17 protein-coding genes are annotated in these 17758 nt (G+C 39.2%); 8 read left to right on the plus strand and 9 right to left on the minus strand.

Annotated features, from left to right (window positions below):
• Position 1: 1 nt before the first annotated feature.
• From ACTWPF_RS07320 to deoD, 3 genes are all read right to left on the minus strand, one after another.
• A complete protein-coding gene (locus ACTWPF_RS07320; RefSeq protein WP_036574666.1) occupies positions 2 to 475 on the minus strand; it encodes a divergent PAP2 family protein in 474 nt (157 codons plus the stop codon).
• A gap of 117 nt (positions 476 to 592) precedes the next feature.
• Positions 593 to 1186, minus strand: coding sequence for a biotin transporter BioY (locus ACTWPF_RS07325; RefSeq protein WP_036574664.1), 594 nt, complete (start codon positions 1184 to 1186; stop codon positions 593 to 595).
• Positions 1187 to 1366: 180 nt separating this feature from the next.
• Complete coding sequence (gene deoD, locus ACTWPF_RS07330) at positions 1367 to 2074, minus strand: purine-nucleoside phosphorylase (RefSeq protein WP_443148814.1); 708 nt, start codon at positions 2072 to 2074, stop codon at positions 1367 to 1369.
• 214 nt (positions 2075 to 2288) lie between these two features.
• Between deoD and ACTWPF_RS07335 the strand changes: the two genes are divergently transcribed.
• A complete protein-coding gene (locus tag ACTWPF_RS07335) occupies positions 2289 to 2552 on the plus strand; it encodes a phosphocarrier protein HPr (protein ID WP_036574659.1) in 264 nt (87 codons plus the stop codon).
• Positions 2553 to 2644: 92 nt separating this feature from the next.
• On the opposite strand, the gene ACTWPF_RS07340 is transcribed toward ACTWPF_RS07335, so the two are convergent.
• Complete coding sequence (locus tag ACTWPF_RS07340; RefSeq protein ID WP_443148815.1) at positions 2645 to 3022, minus strand: kinase-associated lipoprotein B; 378 nt, start codon at positions 3020 to 3022, stop codon at positions 2645 to 2647.
• A gap of 119 nt (positions 3023 to 3141) precedes the next feature.
• Between ACTWPF_RS07340 and ACTWPF_RS07345 the strand changes: the two genes are divergently transcribed.
• Positions 3142 to 3333, plus strand: a complete 192-nt coding sequence (locus ACTWPF_RS07345; RefSeq protein ID WP_443148816.1) for a hypothetical protein — start codon at positions 3142 to 3144, stop codon at positions 3331 to 3333.
• A gap of 78 nt (positions 3334 to 3411) precedes the next feature.
• Positions 3412 to 3990 carry a superoxide dismutase family protein gene (locus ACTWPF_RS07350; RefSeq protein ID WP_443148817.1) on the plus strand — a complete coding sequence of 193 codons (579 nt, stop codon included), beginning with the start codon at positions 3412 to 3414 and terminating at the stop codon, positions 3988 to 3990.
• Between the two features lie 86 nt (positions 3991 to 4076).
• Here ACTWPF_RS07350 and ACTWPF_RS07355 read toward each other — a convergent pair whose 3' ends face one another.
• Positions 4077 to 5246: a MalY/PatB family protein gene (locus ACTWPF_RS07355; protein WP_443148818.1), complete on the minus strand. Its 1170-nt coding sequence runs from the start codon at positions 5244 to 5246 to the stop codon at positions 4077 to 4079.
• Between the two features lie 230 nt (positions 5247 to 5476).
• Here ACTWPF_RS07355 and ACTWPF_RS07360 point away from each other — a divergent pair, with 230 nt between their 5' ends.
• Complete coding sequence (locus tag ACTWPF_RS07360) at positions 5477 to 6970, plus strand: hypothetical protein (RefSeq protein WP_443148819.1); 1494 nt, start codon at positions 5477 to 5479, stop codon at positions 6968 to 6970.
• Positions 6971 to 7011: 41 nt separating this feature from the next.
• Here ACTWPF_RS07360 and ACTWPF_RS07365 read toward each other — a convergent pair whose 3' ends face one another.
• Positions 7012 to 8361, minus strand: a complete 1350-nt coding sequence (locus tag ACTWPF_RS07365) for a glucose-6-phosphate isomerase (protein ID WP_238019980.1) — start codon at positions 8359 to 8361, stop codon at positions 7012 to 7014.
• A 144-nt stretch (positions 8362 to 8505) separates the two neighbouring features.
• Between ACTWPF_RS07365 and ACTWPF_RS07370 the strand changes: the two genes are divergently transcribed.
• On the plus strand, positions 8506 to 8748 hold the full coding sequence (locus tag ACTWPF_RS07370; protein WP_238019978.1) for a DUF378 domain-containing protein: 243 nt from the start codon (positions 8506 to 8508) through the stop codon (positions 8746 to 8748).
• Positions 8749 to 8938: 190 nt separating this feature from the next.
• Here ACTWPF_RS07370 and yugI read toward each other — a convergent pair whose 3' ends face one another.
• Positions 8939 to 9325 (minus strand): S1 domain-containing post-transcriptional regulator GSP13, encoded by a 387-nt coding sequence (gene yugI, locus ACTWPF_RS07375; RefSeq protein WP_106897227.1) that lies wholly within the window; start codon positions 9323 to 9325, stop codon positions 8939 to 8941.
• A 114-nt stretch (positions 9326 to 9439) separates the two neighbouring features.
• Here yugI and ACTWPF_RS07380 point away from each other — a divergent pair, with 114 nt between their 5' ends.
• Positions 9440 to 9853 (plus strand): YugN family protein, encoded by a 414-nt coding sequence (locus ACTWPF_RS07380; RefSeq protein WP_036574641.1) that lies wholly within the window; start codon positions 9440 to 9442, stop codon positions 9851 to 9853.
• Here ACTWPF_RS07380 and ACTWPF_RS07385 read toward each other — a convergent pair.
• The gene (locus ACTWPF_RS07385) at positions 9830 to 10837 is read right to left on the minus strand and encodes a potassium channel family protein (RefSeq protein ID WP_238019967.1); all 1008 of its coding nucleotides are present in this window, start codon (positions 10835 to 10837) and stop codon (positions 9830 to 9832) included. The two genes, ACTWPF_RS07380 and ACTWPF_RS07385, sit on opposite strands and share 24 nt — an antisense overlap.
• 93 nt (positions 10838 to 10930) lie before the next feature.
• Entirely contained in the window at positions 10931 to 11482 is a 552-nt protein-coding gene (locus ACTWPF_RS07390; RefSeq protein ID WP_443148820.1) for a thioredoxin family protein, read from the minus strand.
• 127 nt (positions 11483 to 11609) lie between these two features.
• Here ACTWPF_RS07390 and ACTWPF_RS07395 point away from each other — a divergent pair, with 127 nt between their 5' ends.
• Positions 11610 to 12668: a M20/M25/M40 family metallo-hydrolase gene (locus ACTWPF_RS07395; RefSeq protein ID WP_443148821.1), complete on the plus strand. Its 1059-nt coding sequence runs from the start codon at positions 11610 to 11612 to the stop codon at positions 12666 to 12668.
• 569 nt (positions 12669 to 13237) lie between these two features.
• Positions 13238 to 17623, plus strand: a complete 4386-nt coding sequence (locus ACTWPF_RS07400) for a S8 family serine peptidase (protein WP_443148822.1) — start codon at positions 13238 to 13240, stop codon at positions 17621 to 17623.
• Positions 17624 to 17758 lie beyond the last annotated feature (135 nt).

Genomic DNA, 17758 nt, shown 5'->3' on the forward strand with positions numbered 1-17758 from the left:
ATTAATAAAGTGTATATAGGAGAAAGGCAATTAGGATTCCGGAGAGACCTCCGAAGAAAACTTCGATTGGCTGATGCCCGAGCAATTCTTTAAGCTCTTGTCGCTTTTGAAATTCTTCTTTTTTATTCCAATCCTTTGCTCCATCTACGAACAGTTGAAAGTCTTTGATTAGCTGGTTTAGTACTACTGCCTGTTCTCCGGCCTGTCTGCGTACTCCGGAAGCATCAAACATTATAATAATACTGAAAACACAGGAAACAGCAAATACGGTGGATGTTACACCTTCGATAATACCAACACCTGTAGTTAATGCGGCAACAGCTGCAGAGTGGCTACTGGGCATGCCTCCTGTGCTGAATGCAAGGCCAGGAATAAACTCCTTTGTCACAATGAGTTTAATTGGTATTTTTACAACTTGGGCAAAGACAATTGCAGCAAGTGCAGCCCATAAAGGGAAATTTAGGAATAAATCCATAAATGCGTAACATCCTTCCTGATGCGATATTTGATCTTGCTCTTAGTTTATCATACCTCATCAGGAAACGCATGAAACTCCCGTTATCAGTTATTGGCTGCTAAGTCCTTTATTTAATTAGGAAGCTTTCGCATACATCCATTTTGCGGGTACTCGCTTCTCTAACTGAAGTATAAATAGGGCAGCAAGACAGGAGAGGGCAATGTCCTTAATTAAAAATGGGATCATGCCAATCCAAGCCAATTCGTATGTAACCGGGAGTTCTAACCATGTGTTCATTGCTACATACATGTAGGTGACACCAATTCCGTAATTAAACGCTACGCCAACTAGTGCTGCTAAAGAATAGAGAGGTAGACGCGCTTTTTTTTGTTTTTCTGTGATCCATCCGACAAAAAAGGCAATAAAAACAAATGAGAAAATAAAGCCACCAGTTGGACTAATCAGTTGCATTGGACCGGCAGATAAACCAGCAAAGATCGGTACACCAGCTGTTCCGACAAGTATATAGGTAATCATTGCATAACTTGCACGTTTTTTTCCCAGCATCATGCCAGCTATTATCGCAAAAAAGGTTTGCAGTGATAAGGGAACTGATGTCCCACCTAGTGGTATTGCAAGAAATGGAAACCAGACTGTAATGTTGGCTCCAATTGCCATTAAACAAACAAATACTGCTCCAAATGTTAGATCGATTGGTTTTGTACGCATATCCATTCCTCCTTAACAACATAATAGTTAGAAATGGACACGTTTGTCAACCTGTTTTTTTTATGGTTAACAATGGATCGCCTAATAAGACGCTATTGTAAAGGTTTGGCTAAAGAGATAGAAAAAAGCCAAAGAAGTTCGACTCATCGTACAGTTCGATCTCATTTGGCTTCTGATATGTTATTTTATAGCTGCTTCTAGTGCTATTTCCATCATTTCATTAAAGGTGGTTTGGCGTTCTTCTGCTGATGTTTCCTCACCAGTAAGAATGTGGTCTGAAACTGTAAGAACAGAAAGGGCTTGTCGGCAATACTTAGCAGCCAATGTATATAAAGCCGTTGTCTCCATTTCCACTGCCAGCACTTTGTATGCAGCAAGTAATTCATTTACTTCCTTCGCATTATCACGGTAAAAGGTATCACTAGTAAATACATTTCCGACACGTAGATTTAATCCTTTTTCCAATCCAGCGTCATATGCATTTTTAAGAAGTTCAAAATCTGCAAGTGGCGCATAGTCAATCCCTTGGAATACCATACGGTTCATTTGTGAATCCGTTGTGGAACCTTGTGCTAGAATAACGTCGCGTACCTTTACATCCTTCTGAATGGCACCACATGTTCCAACACGAATTAGCTTCTTAACATCATAGCTTTGAATTAACTCATTTACATAAATAGAGATGGAAGGTACACCCATTCCTGTACCTTGTACGGAGATCCTTTCTCCTTTATATGTACCTGTGAAACCATACATACCACGAACCTCATTATATTGTGAAACGTCTTCTAGGAAGTTTTCCGCAATAAATTTAGCACGTAACGGATCTCCTGGAAGTAATATTTTGTCAGCGATTTCTCCTTGTTTAGCTCCTATATGGACACTCATTGTTTACCCCTCCAATTTAATTTGCAACATATATCAAATAAACGTTATCATAACCGCTCTGTAAAAACAAATGAATTAAAAAATATGGGCTTTTTTGTTTCAAAAAGTTTTGTTTTTGTATATAATATATTTAGTTCAGTTATTCACTTATAATGAACGTTGTACTAGAGAATAGTACATACTATGAATATTATGGTTGGAAGGATGATACACAATGAAAGAACAAACATTTACTATTACTGCTGATACAGGAGTACACGCACGCCCAGCTACACTTTTAGTAAACAAAGCTGGACAATTTGAATCAGAAGTAGAGGTTTCATACAATGGCAAAAATGTAAACCTTAAATCCATCATGGGTGTTATGTCACTTGGAATTCCAAAAGGTGCTGAAATTAAAGTGACTGCAAACGGTAGTGATGAAGAAGATGCACTTAAAGGTGTAGAAGAAGTAATTAAAGAACATCTTGGTGAATAATTTTACATGTAAAAAAGCTGTTCCTTCCAATAAATTGGGAGGGCAGCTTTTTTTATTAACGTAACATAGGGGATATGTTAGCCAATCACTGTCTAAGCATATTCCTTTTCAAGACGTTCTATTGCTAAAAGAGCTTCACGGTTATATGCTGTGTCCTCTTGTAACAATTTTTCCTTATATTTTTGAACTGCTTCTTGTAAGGAAATCTTGTATTCCGGTATATCACTTTCAAAAGCGTGTACTGCAGGTTTTTTTACATTCATTTTCTCATGAAAGGCAAGTGCTTTTCGCTCATGGAAAAAGACCCCTTCGGTTTGATTAGGGTTATGCAGATCCCCTTGTATAGGATGTTTCACAACAGCTAGGACTTCTACAAGATACTTATCACCACGATCTTCTATAATTTTTCCCAAGTAAGTACCCGATTTATAATGTGCCTTTACCTTGTCACCAATTTGTTTATCCGTCATATATATTACCTCCCTCTATTATTTTGCCAAAAATATCACAGTTTAGCGAACATTATTGTTTGCCATTTGGTTATCTTATTTTATTTGCTATAATGATACTCAGAAAGGCGTGAAGCAAAATGATGCCATTTTTATATTTTCCAGAAGATAAAACAGAATATATACCTGCCGTCATCACACTTATCATCTTTATGATCGCTGCATGTGTTGTAATGTACTTCTTGTATAAACGGTCAAAGAAAGAGGAAAAAGCATTTAATGAAAGCTACAAAGAGACCTTAACCGAACAACAGGGCAATAAAGAAAATTAAACATTTCCTGTGTCCAATTCATTAAAATAAACGAAGTGGCGAATACTAAGTTAAAATGACCATAAAGGAGTATTACGTATGCGCTTCGTTTTTTTTATTGTTTTTCTTTTCCTTACTGCTTGCCAATCCAATGCTGCTGAAAAAATGAAAACAGTTGATATGTATAATGTATCTGGTGATATGATAGGAACAGTTGCCTTAAGTGAGCAAGCTGATGGTATTCAAGTAAAAGTAAAACTAGAGGGACTGGAACCAGGCTTCCATGGCTTTCACGTACATGAATATCCAATATGTGAAGCACCTGATTTTACAACTGCTGGAAACCACTACAATCCTGAAGGAAAAGAGCATGGGTTAATGGACCCAGAGGGACCACATCTTGGAGACTTACCAAATCTTGAGGCAGATGCCGGGGGACTAGTAGATGCTGAATTAATGCTGGCTGGAGCAACCTTAATGGAGGGTAAAAATTCTTTATTAAAAGAAGACGGCACATCCTTTATTATACAGGAAGGTCCAGACGACGGACTAACACAGCCGGGGGGCGGCGGTGGGCCGAGAATCGTTTGTGGAGAATTAAAAACGAATCCTGAAGAAGGAAAGAATGAAGAGTCACCAACAGATCCGACTGAGTTTAATGAAGACCAAGAAGAGTAGTAACAAGCTTAAAAAGGAAGATAAAAGGCCGAGCGAATTCAACATTCTACGTAGAATTAGAATTCGCTCGGCCTTTTTCATTGTAACTATTTTGTTTGGATAGCCTGAATAATCCGTTGTACACCCTCTTCAACGGTTGCTTTAGGACAGCCAATGTTCATCCGCATAAAGTGTTTTCCCTCTTCACCATATTCTATTCCGGTATTCAGTCCCACTTTAGCTTTTTCAATCATAAACTTTTTCAATTCTTTCTCATCCATACCCAGCTTCGTACAATCAATCCATAGTAGATACGTTCCTTGGGAATCAATAACTTCTAGGTCGCTTGCATGTGCTGCAAACATTTCCTTTACATAGGTTTTGTTGTCATAAAGGACCTGTAAAAGTTCATCAAGCCATGGACCACCGTGCAAATAGGCCGCTTCTAAGGCGGTATTTCCCATTATATTTAACATATGGGCACCTTGCTTGTTAAAATGCTCTTCAAGCGTTTTTCGCTTTTGCTTATCTGGTGTCACGACATAGGATGCCTGCAACCCAGCGAGATTAAAGGTTTTAGATGGAGCCATACACGTGATGGTTTGATGCGCAATTTCCTCTGATAATGAGGCAATAGGGATATGTTTGTTCCCAGGAAAAACCAGATCACCATGTATCTCATCTGAAATTATAAGAACATCATGTTTGACACATAGTTCCGCCAACTTTGTTAGCTCTTCTTTTGACCATACGCGCCCAACTGGATTATGTGGTGAACAAAGAATAAATGCCTTTACACCTTCTTGTAATTTCTCCTCAAAATCAACGAAGTCAATTTGATACGTATTTTCTTCGTAAAGTAGCGGGTTTTTCACAACCTGTCTGTCATGGCTTTCTACTACTTTATAAAAAGGGGTGTAGACAGGTGTTTGAATTAATACTTTATCGCCAACTTCTGTGAAGGCTTGAATGGCCATATGTAAACTGGTTACCACACCTGGACTGAAAGATAGCCATCCTTGATCAATTTGCCAATTGTGGCGTTCCTTTAACCATGACTCAATTGACCCCTTTACGGCTTGGTCTACGATTGTGTAGCCATATATACCATGCTTTGCCCGATCAATAATAGCTTGATTGACCTCTTCAGGCGCCATGAAATCCATATCAGCAACCCACATTGGCAGGACGTCTTCTGTCTGAAAGACGGGGTGAAGCATATCCCATTTTACTGATCTTGTATTTTTTCTATCATGTAATATATCAAATTTTCCCAATGTTGTTCTCCTCCTTACAAAATTCAATTATACTAAGTATAGCAAACTTGATAACAGAACTGCATGCTCGCTGTTTTAAAAATAGAACAAAAAAAAGCAAAGCGTTCAGAACGCCTTGCTTACAGGGGGAATACGAGAAAGTCTTACATTGATAGTATTACCCAGCATTTTAAAGTTTAAAACATAGTTTTTATTATTATTTTTACGTTTTTCTTGAAAGGAGTATTGAAATGGCAGGTAACTGGGGAGAAAGAAAGCATGAAAACAGTTTTAGTAAACAGACAAAATCGAAAAAATCCCACTATATTTTAGGGTTTATAATAGTTTTTATAGTTATTGCTACTGTAGCTACTATAGTTGGTGTAATGAAGCATAAAAAGACTGTAGAAAAAGAGCTTTCTATTGAGGAATTCTTTTCACAGGAGAAATTAGCTTTCCGTGAATCATTAGGGGTAGAAAATACGAATGCTTTCCCACAAGTACAAGAAGCGCAAAGCATTGTAGAATCCCCTGAGAAGAATGTCAGCGCAGATGAATTGAAAAACACCAAAAAAGAAATAGAGCAACTATTATCAACGCCCGCCATGTTAGTCGAAACATTTAATGAAAACGAAAAGTTTGACTTGCAAGCATACGAGGATTTGCAAGCGGATAGAACCGACTTTCTACAGTCTTTTAATATGTACCTACTTGAAGCAATAGAAAATGCGTTACAAGAAGATTTTACTCAACAATCTGAAAAAACATTCGAACAAATGCAGAAAGGGGAAGCGACAGGTGTTGAAGATTTAGATAATTTGATGAAGGCCCTTGAAACACATGGCTATAAAATGGGGGACTACGGTGTCGATCAAGATCCACAATGGCTACTTGAACATATTGAAAATTGGGAGGGCATCCAAGGGGATAAGGCCTACCTTCAACTCTTAACAGATAAAGAAACGGCTACCGGAGCAGCATATGAAGAAATGACGTTGTTATCCATGGAGGAAATCTCCGTAACATTATTAAAGCTTGAAGAGGTTTATAATACATATAAAGATGATGATCTCTCATCATGGGCGACGTTGAGATTAAGTTGGCATGCCACCGAACTTCTTGGGCTGTATATCAGAAGCGATACTGACTTGGAGGAAAGAAAGTCTGAGTTGGAGGGTTTTTTAGCAAACCATCAAGATTCCATCTATTGGAGTATCATTGACAAATCAGTACAAGATTACAGATCAAATGATTGGCAACATACTGATTACAGCTTTTCGAATAAACTAATCATTATGTTTGATGACACGTTTTCAGGCGTTCGGGAAGATGATATTACAAATGCAAACCGTTGGCCATTACATAAACAGACATTAGATCATTTTGATTTACTTACGGAAAAAAAGGATCACGACTTTCTAAACGATTTATCTCCAAAACAAGTTGTTTTTCTTTACGTTTATATCATAGAAGAGGGGCAAGTAGGCGATACAATAACTCTATATGATGCTTCTATTGTAGAGGGTGGAACGGATAGTTTAAGGCAGGAGATGCTACGTCAATCTGCAGCTCATTTCTGGCTGGATTTGGCTTATGAAACAGAATATGTGGTAGAAAGGAAGAATAAAAAAGAAGCGACAGTTTTCTTCCTAAAGAATGCAGATTCGCCGAATGAGATAGCGATGAAGTTTATATTGCGAAAAACAAATGAAGGATGGAAACTACTAGATATAACGGCAAAATAAAAACCCCAAAATGGGGTTTTTATTTTGCTATATAAAAGAGTTTACTTTAATCGGTTTTCAAGCTCTGCTTTTTCTTTTTCAAAACCTGGCTTACCAAGTAGGGCAAACATGTTTTTCTTGTATGCTTCTACTCCTGGCTGATCAAAAGGATTCACACCAAGTAAGTAGCCACTCAAGGCACATGCTTTTTCAAAGAAATACACAAGGTAGCCAAATGTATATGCATCCAGCTCTGGAACTTCTACGATTAAGTTTGGAACATCACCATCTGTATGGGCAAGAAGTGTTCCTTGGAATGCCTTATCATTAATTTCGTGAAGTGATTTACCAGCTAGGTAATTCAGGCCATCTGAATCATTAGATTCCTCTTCCACAATGACTTCCTTTTTCGATTTACTGACATGTAGAACTGTCTCAAATAAATCTCTTCTTCCATCCTGTACGTACTGTCCAAGAGAGTGAAGGTCTGTAGAGAAGTTAGCAGATGAAGGGTAGATTCCTTTTTGGTCTTTCCCTTCACTTTCACCAAATAATTGCTTCCACCATTCTGCAAAGTATTGTAGCTGTGGCTCATAATTAATTAACATTTCAATGGTTTTGCCTTTATTGTATAGGACATTTCGAACAACAGCATATTGATATGCAGGGTTTTCCTCAAGAGAAGAAGTGGATAGATCTTTCTCTGCAGCCTGTGCACCTTCCATCATGCTGTCAATGGAAACGCCACTCACTGCAATTGGCAATAGTCCTACAGCTGTAAGAACAGAATAGCGTCCACCTACATCATCAGGTATCACGAAAGTTTCGTAGCCTGCTTCATCAGCAGATGTTTTTAGTGCCCCTTTTTCACGGTCTGTAGTTGCATAGATGCGTTTTGTAGCTTCCTCGACACCATATTTTTCTTCAAGGAACTTTTTAAAAATGCGGAAGGCAATTGCCGGCTCTGTCGTTGTACCACTTTTAGAGATAACATTGATGGATACATCTTTATCTTTTAGCACATCAAAAAGCTCGTTCACATAAGCTGAACTCATATGATGTCCAACAAAGATGACCTGTGGTGCTTTCCTGTCTTCTTTAGAGATCAAATTCTGGAAGGAGTGGGTAAGCATTTCAATCGCTGCTCGGGCTCCTAAATATGAACCTCCAATACCGATTACGAGTAAAACATCAGAATCTTGTCTAATTTTCTCGGCACTAGCTTTGATACGGCTATATTCCTCTTTATCATAATTACTTGGTAGATCAATCCAACCAAGATAATCATTACCTGCTCCAGTTTTATTATGTAATGCTTGGTGTGCAGTCTCAACGAAACCTGCCATGTTATTTATTTCCTCTTTGTTGAAAAATGATAATGCTTTATCATACGCAAACGAAACATGTGTCACGTTATTTCCCTCCTTGATTCTTGTTTCAATGTTCAACATTTACTTTACCTAAGCGTTGGGGTTAAATCAAGAAAAGTACCCTGCATATTTCTTTACGGAACTGTAAAAACTAGTCACGATCACTAGAAAAAGGAGGATACAAAAATGAATGGTTTACAAAGAGCAGCCTTAGCGCTGACAATTATTGGAGCTGTTAACTGGGGACTAATCGCCTTATTCCAATTTGATTTAGTGGCAGCTATTTTCGGTGGAGGAGAGCAAAGTGCAGCCTTAGCCAGAATTATTTATGGATTGGTTGGTATTAGCGGCCTTGTGCTCATTCCATTGCTATTTAAAACAGATGAGGCTTTTTCAAAACAAAGAGAACCCGACCGTGTTGATGGTTAATCCTGAACATAAGTAAGTCGCTATACAAATTAGAAAAGCTTGCATTTACTCGTCTTTTAGCGAATGTGTAGGTTTTCTTATACTTGGGACTTCGAAATTCCAGCGAGATTGTCATGGCTTCCTGGCTGAATTTCAAACATTCCCAACGTGTAAAAAAAAGGGAAACTCAAGTTTGAGTTTCCCTTTCTATTTATTTCTTAAATGAGTCACGTTCTCCAGATTGTTCAATCCATTCTTCAAGCTTGTCTTTTAGTGTGTTAAAACCAGCTGAATCATTGGTATGTTGAACTGCTGCAGTTTGTTGCTTACGTGGCTTCGGTGCTTTTTTTGGTGCTTCTTCTGTAGCCCGGATGGATAAAGAAACTTTGTTCTTTTCTTCATCAATAGTAAGAACTTTAACTTTTACTTCATCGCCAGTAGTTAGATGTTCGTTAATATCCTTTACAAAGCCATGTGTTACTTCGGATATATGAACTAAGCCCTGTGTTTCCTCATCTAACGCAACGAAAGCACCGTATGGTTGAATGCCTGTTACCTTACCATCTAATATTTGACCAACCTCAAATTTGTTTGTCATGCTGAACAACTCCTATATACATTATTCGATTCATTTCACACAATATATTATTTTAGCATAATAAACAGGTTTAGGCAAAATATAAGAAAAACAAAGTAGAAAGGGATGTTAAGAATGGTACCATTAGACTCAAAAGTGGAAGAGAGAATTTATCCGTTATTTGTATTGGAAGAACTTTTAAAACCAGAAGGCTATGTGATTGGTGCGAATTGGGATTATGATAATGGTTACTTTGACTTGAAAGTGGATGATAAGGGGGCATATTATTTTTTGCGTGTGCCTTTTTATGCCGTAGCAGGTTCTCTGGATTATCCCGGGGTCACGGTTCGTTTGGAAAAACCCTTCTTGTTGGCGCATGAGTATGAGTCTGGGAATGATCAAGATAGTCGAAATGGTCCCTTTCAAGGTATGGTTAATCAATTCCAGACACCGACAAACCCAGATGCAGATGTTCCTGCAGAATATATTGAGATCGGTAAAAGCCTCGTTCAAAAACTTGAGGCGCTAATTCTTCCAAGCGACCAATGAAATTACAATGTCGCCCTGCTTTAGTACAAAAGTGGGGGCACAATTCAAATAATAGTCATGGTTACGTATAATCCCGAGTAAAATATGTTGCTGTTTTGTTTGAATGGTAGAAAGTTCACTAAATGTCTTTTCGTGCAGGTCCTCGGTGATCTTCGTATGATGGAATTGCTGTGTTTTCATTAGCTGTAATAAGTCTTCAAAGGGTGTAGAGGATGCTGTATGAGATAATTCATGATAAAAAAGCCCAGACATAAAATCATTCGTGCGAATAATCGTCGTAGCGCCAGCTCGCAGTGCGTTTTCTATCTGTACCCTTGTGAGGATCTCCGCAATAATGAGTACGTGTTTATTATTTCCTCTTATGGCCACGGTTGATAGAATTGTATCATTATCCGCCTGTCTTTCGTTCTTTGCAGAGATGTCTGCTGAAATGAGGACACGTTGAGCCAGCGAAATGTTTGCCTTTTTGAGGGTGTCATCCTCCGTAGGATCTCCTTTTATAAAATGCACAGGATAGTGACGATATTCTACAGACTTTAGTGTGCGGTCAATTAAGACAATTTGGGTGCTGGGACTATTTGCAATGGTCAAGTCGATCAGTCTGCGGGTGCGTTCATTCCAGCCAATAAAAATGTAATGATTATTCCCTTTAAACTGAAGTTTTCCTTCCAAGAGATCCTTCTCATGCTGTACCGTGGCTGCTGACAAAGTGGTAATATAGAATGCTACGAGTCCTCCACCTGACAGAATTAGTGTGATTGCCACGATTTTCCCGGGCATAGTTAGAGGAACGTAATCTCCATAGCCAACTGTTGCTCCTGTAACAATTGCCCACCAAATTCCCTCGAATACAGTAGGAAACTGATTTGGTTCCACTAAATGAATGATGGTACCGAAAAAAAGCATAAGGGCAGTAATACTCAATAGCAGTCTGAAAATAACTGGTAATTGATGGTACACTTGTTTAATAAATCGAACACTCATATGCTCACCTGTAGTTCCTTTTTACTTTTAGTATGGACACAGGCTTTTAAGGTGTATACAAAAAAGCTGACAATAATTTGCCAGCTTTTTCTATTACTTAGATAGGGTTCCTTTTAAACTGTTATAAACTTCTTCCCAAAAATCATGATTGTCACGGAACGATTTTGTCATAAAAAGAATCATTTCGTTAAATTTCACTTTATAGTCAGACGCATCCTTTTCTGGGAGTTTTGCCTGTGACTCATTTACGAATGCTTGTATCTTTTCTGCCCTCGGTCCCCATTTTGCAACTTCATTCCCTTCTTGGTCCAGAAAGATGATAATAGGGATGGATCTGGATTTTCCATTTGTTAAATAGTTATCCATCAGCTCCAAGTTCTGATCACGAAGTAACATATGAACATCAATGTCACCTGCTTCAGCAATATGAAGTAGTATTGGAATGTTAAGCATGGCATCGCCACACCAGTCTTCCGTTAAGACAATGGCACGTAGTTGCTCTTTCTGCAATCGTGTGAAAAACGCAGTATCCTCTGGTAAAGAAAAAGTATCGTATATATAAAGAAGGTTTTCCTTATGCTTTTCCATTGATTCTATATACATATCTGGGGACATTCCTTTTTCAAACCACGTATTCAGATTCATTGCTATCTGCTCCCTTTTTTATATTTACTTTGAGTGTATCCATAATAAAATGATACGTAAACTAAAGTGCTCTTTATTTGATTATTTGCTATTATAGTAAAAGAAGTAATTGAAGGAGGAATAATAAATGGAAAATGCAAACCGTGATTTCCTATTAGAACTGTTACATACAGCATCACCGTCAAGTAATGAAATGGAAATTCAAAAGAAATGGATTACCTATGTAAAGGAATTTGCAGATGAAATAAGAACAGATAATGCAGGCAACGCAATTGGTGTTTTAAATCCTGACGCTACATTTAAGGTATTGCTTGCAGGGCATTGTGATGAGATAGGTCTTGTTATCAACCGAATTGATGAAGAAGGATTTTTGCATTTCGATAAGATGGGTGGCATAAATCCCAAGGCTGCAGTAGGCATGAAAACAACAGTACTGGGCTATAACAAAACCGTAACAGGTGTGATTGGTGTGAATGCCCAGCATCATGGTGGCCTAAAAAACGACTTTGGATTGGAAGATTTATTTATTGATTGTGGCTATCAATCAAAAGAAGAAGCTGAAAAAAATATTCAGATTGGAGATCTAGCTGTTTATAAAACAGAACCAGAAATTTTAAAGGATCGTTATGTTGCCGGCCGTGGTTTGGATAATCGCACTGGTGCATTTATTGTTGCTGAAGTATTAAAGCGTTTAAAGGAAAGAGGATGTTCTGTAGGTGTATATGCAGCAAGTACAGTTAATGAAGAAACAAATATGGGTGGAGCTTATTTCGCTGCGGCAGGTATTCAACCGACTATGGCAATTGCTTGTGATGTTACCTTTGCAACAGATTATCCTGGCGTAAACAAAAACAAACACGGTGATGTGAGACTTGAGAAAGGCCCTGTTTTAGCAAAGGGTGCGCCGATTAATATAAAAATAAATAAACTGTTGGAAAAAGCTGCAAAACGTTTAGAAATGGCTGTTCAATATGAATTGACACCGAGAATGACTGGTACGGATGCCGATAAGATGAGATTAACTGGAGCGGGTGTTCCGGTGTCGCTCGTCTCATTACCATTACGGTACATGCATTCTCCGGTGGAAACTGCGAGCTTGAAAGATATTGATGAAGAAATTGAGTTACTGGTTACAATGCTTGGCTCGCTAACAGGAGATGAAAGCTTAAACCCATTAGAAGATTAATTCTCTTGTAATAACAAAATATGTTTGCAAAAAGTCCATCAAATGCTATTTTCTGCAAAACGAAATTAGATAGCGATTAGTTCGAAAGATTCATTTGCTAGCTTTAACGTGACAATAGAATGATGATTAGTTAAATAAATAACTGCGAAAGTCCTTTTGTTTCTTTCATAAGAAATAAAAGGGCTTTTTTAATTGGTTCGACAGGGTAATTTGATTCATTTTTATTATTATTTCTAAGTAAAATACCTTTTACCAAACGTTCTAATCCTTATGGTGACGGGCTTATAAGGGTGTTGGAGAGCAGTTCATTACTAGTCTTTAGCCGTTGGTCCTATGAACTCCGGAGGAAAAACCGCGACTATTTAATCAATTTTGAAAATTCAGTATATAATCGACATGATTCGACACAAATCAAGCTAGGCGCTGATTATACTTACATTAACAACATAGATTCTACAAATCCCACCACTGACATCAATGAACCCACATAGAAATTCATGGGGAGAGGAGGCAGTAGGTGTTTTTTTGCTTAGCAAAATCTGTTTTACAAATTGAGGGGAGGAAATAGTTTGAAAACAAAGAAGAGGCGTCAGACGAAAGCATTTAGTATTGCTGCGTCGGTATTAATGACTTTCTCATTGGTCACACCAGGCTTGGCTAGTGCCGAATCAAACAACAAGCTGCACCAGTCTGTTAATGAATCATCAAGCTCGGTTGTACAGAATAAGGTAACAGATCGATTGCTTGATACGTTTAAGAAAGACGATAAAGTTACCTTTCTCGTAAAGTTTGCAGAAAAGGCAGATACGGCAAAGGTAGCGGAAGAAGCTAAGAAATCTACAGCTAAAGCAAACCTTTCGGCACAAAAGGCAGAGCTGGCACAACGTTCAGCAGTCGTTGCCGAATTAAAAGCGACATCTCTTACTTCTCAACAAAATGTAAAAGACTTTCTAGAATCACAATTGGATTCAGGGAAGGTAGAGGATTATAAATCTTTTCATATAGTAAACGGTATGTCTGTTACTGCTACTAAAGAAGTGGCCGAAAAAATAGCCACATTTGCGGAAGTTGAAAAGATTTTGCCAAACGAAAATCGTGAACTGTTTACAACCGTTACAGAAGACGCGAAAGCACCTACTTCCGATATCGCCAATGTAGAATGGAACGTTGAAAGAGTTGGCGCGCCAGCTGTCTGGGACATGGGGTTTGATGGTTCTGGCGTTACAGTGGCAAGCATTGATACAGGGGTTCAATATGATCACCCAGCACTACAAGAAAAATACCGTGGTTATGATGCAAGTACGGGCGAAGTCAACCATGATTATAACTGGTTTGACGCTACTGCAGGTGAAGAAGCACCGTACGATGATCAAGGACATGGTACACACGTGACGGGTACAATGGTAGGTAGTGAGCCAGATGGATCTAACCAGGTTGGTGTGGCACCTGGTGCACAATGGATCGCTGTTAAAGCATTTACAGCAGCTGGTGGGACAGATGTAGATTTACTTGAAGCTGCGGAGTGGATTTTAGCTCCTACAGACTCAGAAGGTAATGCACGTGTTGATATGGCACCAGATGTCGTAAACAACTCGTGGGGCGGTGGACCTGGATTAGATGAATGGTACCGTGATGTTGTTACTAACTGGAGAGCAGCGGAAATTTTCCCTGAATTCTCTGCAGGTAATACTACATTGACAAACCCAGGCGGACCTGAATCAATTGCAGTACCAGCCAATTACCCAGAGTCATTCGCAACTGGAGCTACTGATGCGAATGATGCGCTGGCAAGCTTTTCATTACAAGGACCTTCTCCTTATGATGAAGTGAAACCGGATATTTCTGCACCTGGAGTGAATATTCGCTCTAGTGTACCGGGTGGAGGTTATGAAGGTGGCTGGAATGGTACTTCAATGGCAGGACCAGCAGTAGCTGCAGTGGTTGCTTTGATAAAGCAAGCGGATGCTAGTCTAACTGTAGATGAAATTGAAGAACTTATCACCACTACTGCCACACCATTAACGGATGGTAACTTTACAGAAGTGCCAAACAATGGTTATGGATATGGCCTTGTAAGTGGATATGACGCAGTATCATCCCTTGTTACTGGATTAGGAACACTTGAAGGTCAAGTTACAAAAGAAGGAGAAGATACGGAAGCGCCTACTTTTGAACATGAAGCACCTGCAGAATCCTACATTGGAATGGATCTAGGTTTATCCATTCAAGTTATGGACAACATCAGTGTATCCTCTGTTCAGCTTGAGTACACCGATCATAATGGGGATACTCAAACAATTGATGCTGATCGAATTTCTGGTGACTTCAAAGATGGAGAATATACAGCTACCATTCCTGGAGACCACATTGATGGTGACTCCCTGACTTACAGCTGGAAAATTAACGACTTTGGAAACAATGAAGTTTCCAGTGACGAGTATGTTGTAACCTTGCACCCTGGAATCTCTGTTGGTTATTCAGAGGACTTTGAATCAGAGGCTGCAGGCTGGACAGTATTCGGAGAAAATAACAGCTGGGAACGCGGTGTTCCAACGTCAGGGCCGGAAAGTGCTGTATCCGGTGAGAACGTATATGCAACAAACCTAGCAGGAACTTATGATAGTAATGCCAATACAACACTGGTTATGCCTCCCGTTGACTTACCAGAAGGAGAATCATACTTACAATTCAGTCAGTGGTACAACATAGAAAATAACTGGGATTATGGCCATGTGTTTATTTCAACAGATCAAGAACAGTGGACACAGTTAGCTAGAATAACAAATGTATCTGAGGATTGGGAAGAGGTTGAACTTGACCTATCCGAATACAGTGGGCAACGTGTTTACATTGGATTTAACTTAACTACAGATGGCTCTGTTGTCAAAGATGGTTTCTACATTGATGATGTTAAACTAGCTGACACTTCTGATAGTGCGAGTGCTTCTGTAAAAGAAACTAAAGGCAAAGCTAAAGGTGAGAATAAAGGTGCCATCAGCCTGAATAATGGGCAGATGGGAATTACAGGCTTTAACAATGCACTTGGAATAATAAAGAGTGATAAAAAAGCTTCTTTAAAAGAAAAAGTAAATCCGACTAAAATTGCTCCACTAATGCCGGAAAAGAAAGATAAGCCAGAAAAGGATCCAATAAGCCCAGTTTTGTTACCTATGAGTGCACAAGTAAGTGTGCTTGAGAGTGGAAGAACAGTTAATACGGATCCAGAAAATGGCACGTATTCTTTACTGCATGCTGCAGGTGAGTTTACTGTCAAAGCAGAAGCTTATGGATTTGAATCAGAAGAACAAACAGTCACAATAGAAGGTGATGAAAGCACAACTGCTGACTTCACGCTAGAAGAAGTTGCACAGCACACTGTAAGTGGTACCGTGACAGATGCGGCTACTGATGAACCAGTGGAAGGTGCTACTGTAATAGTAGTGGAAGATGCAAATATTGCACCGGTAGAAACGGATGCAGAAGGTAATTATGAAATAACAGCTTATGAAGGTAACTATACGCTGAAAATCTTAGCTGCTGGTTACCATGGAACTGAAGTAGAAGTTAATTTGGAGGAAGGCGATGCAGAAGTAAACGTCTCTCTAGAACCTTTCTACACTGTACCAGGTGGGGAAATCGGCTATGATGATGGTACCCCTGAAAATGCACGTGCTTTTTATGATGCAGGAAACGGCTGGGCAGTAAAAATGTCACTACCAGAAGGCGAAGAATCTGCTATCGTAACGGACGGTGTATTCAAATTCTGGGATGAAGAATTTCCTTCTCCAGGTGGAACAGAATTTGCAGTGGAAGTTTGGGATGCCTCTGGTACAGATGGACAGCCTGGTGAGAAGCTAGCTGGACCAATTTCTGCTGAAGCAACCCGAGATTCTAGTACTTGGACTGTTGTAGACTTATCAGAGCATGGAATTGTTGTAGAGGGTGACTTCTACATGGTTTATGTCCAAACACAGCCAAATACTGGCGCACCTGGCCTTGCTACAGATGAAAATGGGCCGAATGCAGAAAGAAGTTATCAAATGGTAGGAGGAGCTTGGTCTCCGTCACCAGCTGCTGAAGGTAACTATATGATTCGTTCACGTGTAAGTTATGAAGCAGAAACACCGGTAATTACCTCTCCTGCAGAGGATCTAATTACAAATGAAGCAGAAATCACTGTAGAAGGAACTGCTTCATCAACAACTACTGTACAACTTCTTAACAACGGAGAAGAAGTTGGGTCTGCTGAAATAGGTGAAGAAGGATCTTTCGCTATTGATGCAGAATTAACAGAAGGAGAAAATGAGCTTACTGCTGTATCTCTACTAGATGGTACAGAAATAGGTGAATCAGAACCGGTTGTCGTAACATTGGATACAGAAGCTCCTGAATTAACCATTGACAGCCCAGAGGATGGGGACAAATCTAATCGTGAGACAGTTACTGTAGAAGGAACTGTATCTGATGCTAACCTAGACTTTGTAGAAGTTAATGGACAGTCTGCAACTGTAGAAGATGGTACGTACTCTAAGCGGATTCTGTTAGATAACGGGGAAAATGAAATCGAAGTTATCGCACACGATCTTGCCGGTAATACGACATCTGAAACAGTAACAATTGACGTTAAATACGATGCGCCTGAGATTGAGAATCTAACACCAACTGAAGATAAAACACTAAAAGCAGGCGAAAGTGTCAAAATTGAATTTGACAGTGAGCCTGGGTTAGACGCAACTTTCGCTATCCATATGCCACTAACAAATGCAAAGAGCAGTGTATCTAATGCTACAGAATTGCCTATGATGGAAACCTCAGATGGGCACTATGTAGGTTACTGGACTGCGACTAGCAATGTTGAAGCAGATGGTGCTGTAGTAGAAGTGAAAGTTAAGGATGACTATGGAAATGAAACAAGGGAACAGGCGGACGGAAAACTAATCATTAACGTCGACTGAACCAATTAATGTAACAAGGTGTGTAGCCTAGGCTACACACCTTGTTTTTTTGATAAAGATTATAAGTGTAGATGAGGTTCAGGTATACTAAACAAAGGTTTCTCAAACTACATATAAGGAAACGAAGCAAAACAC

The organism is Oceanobacillus sp. M65 (assembly GCF_052246275.1).
GTDB classification, from domain to species: Bacteria; Bacillota; Bacilli; order Bacillales; family Amphibacillaceae; genus Oceanobacillus_B; species Oceanobacillus_B jordanicus.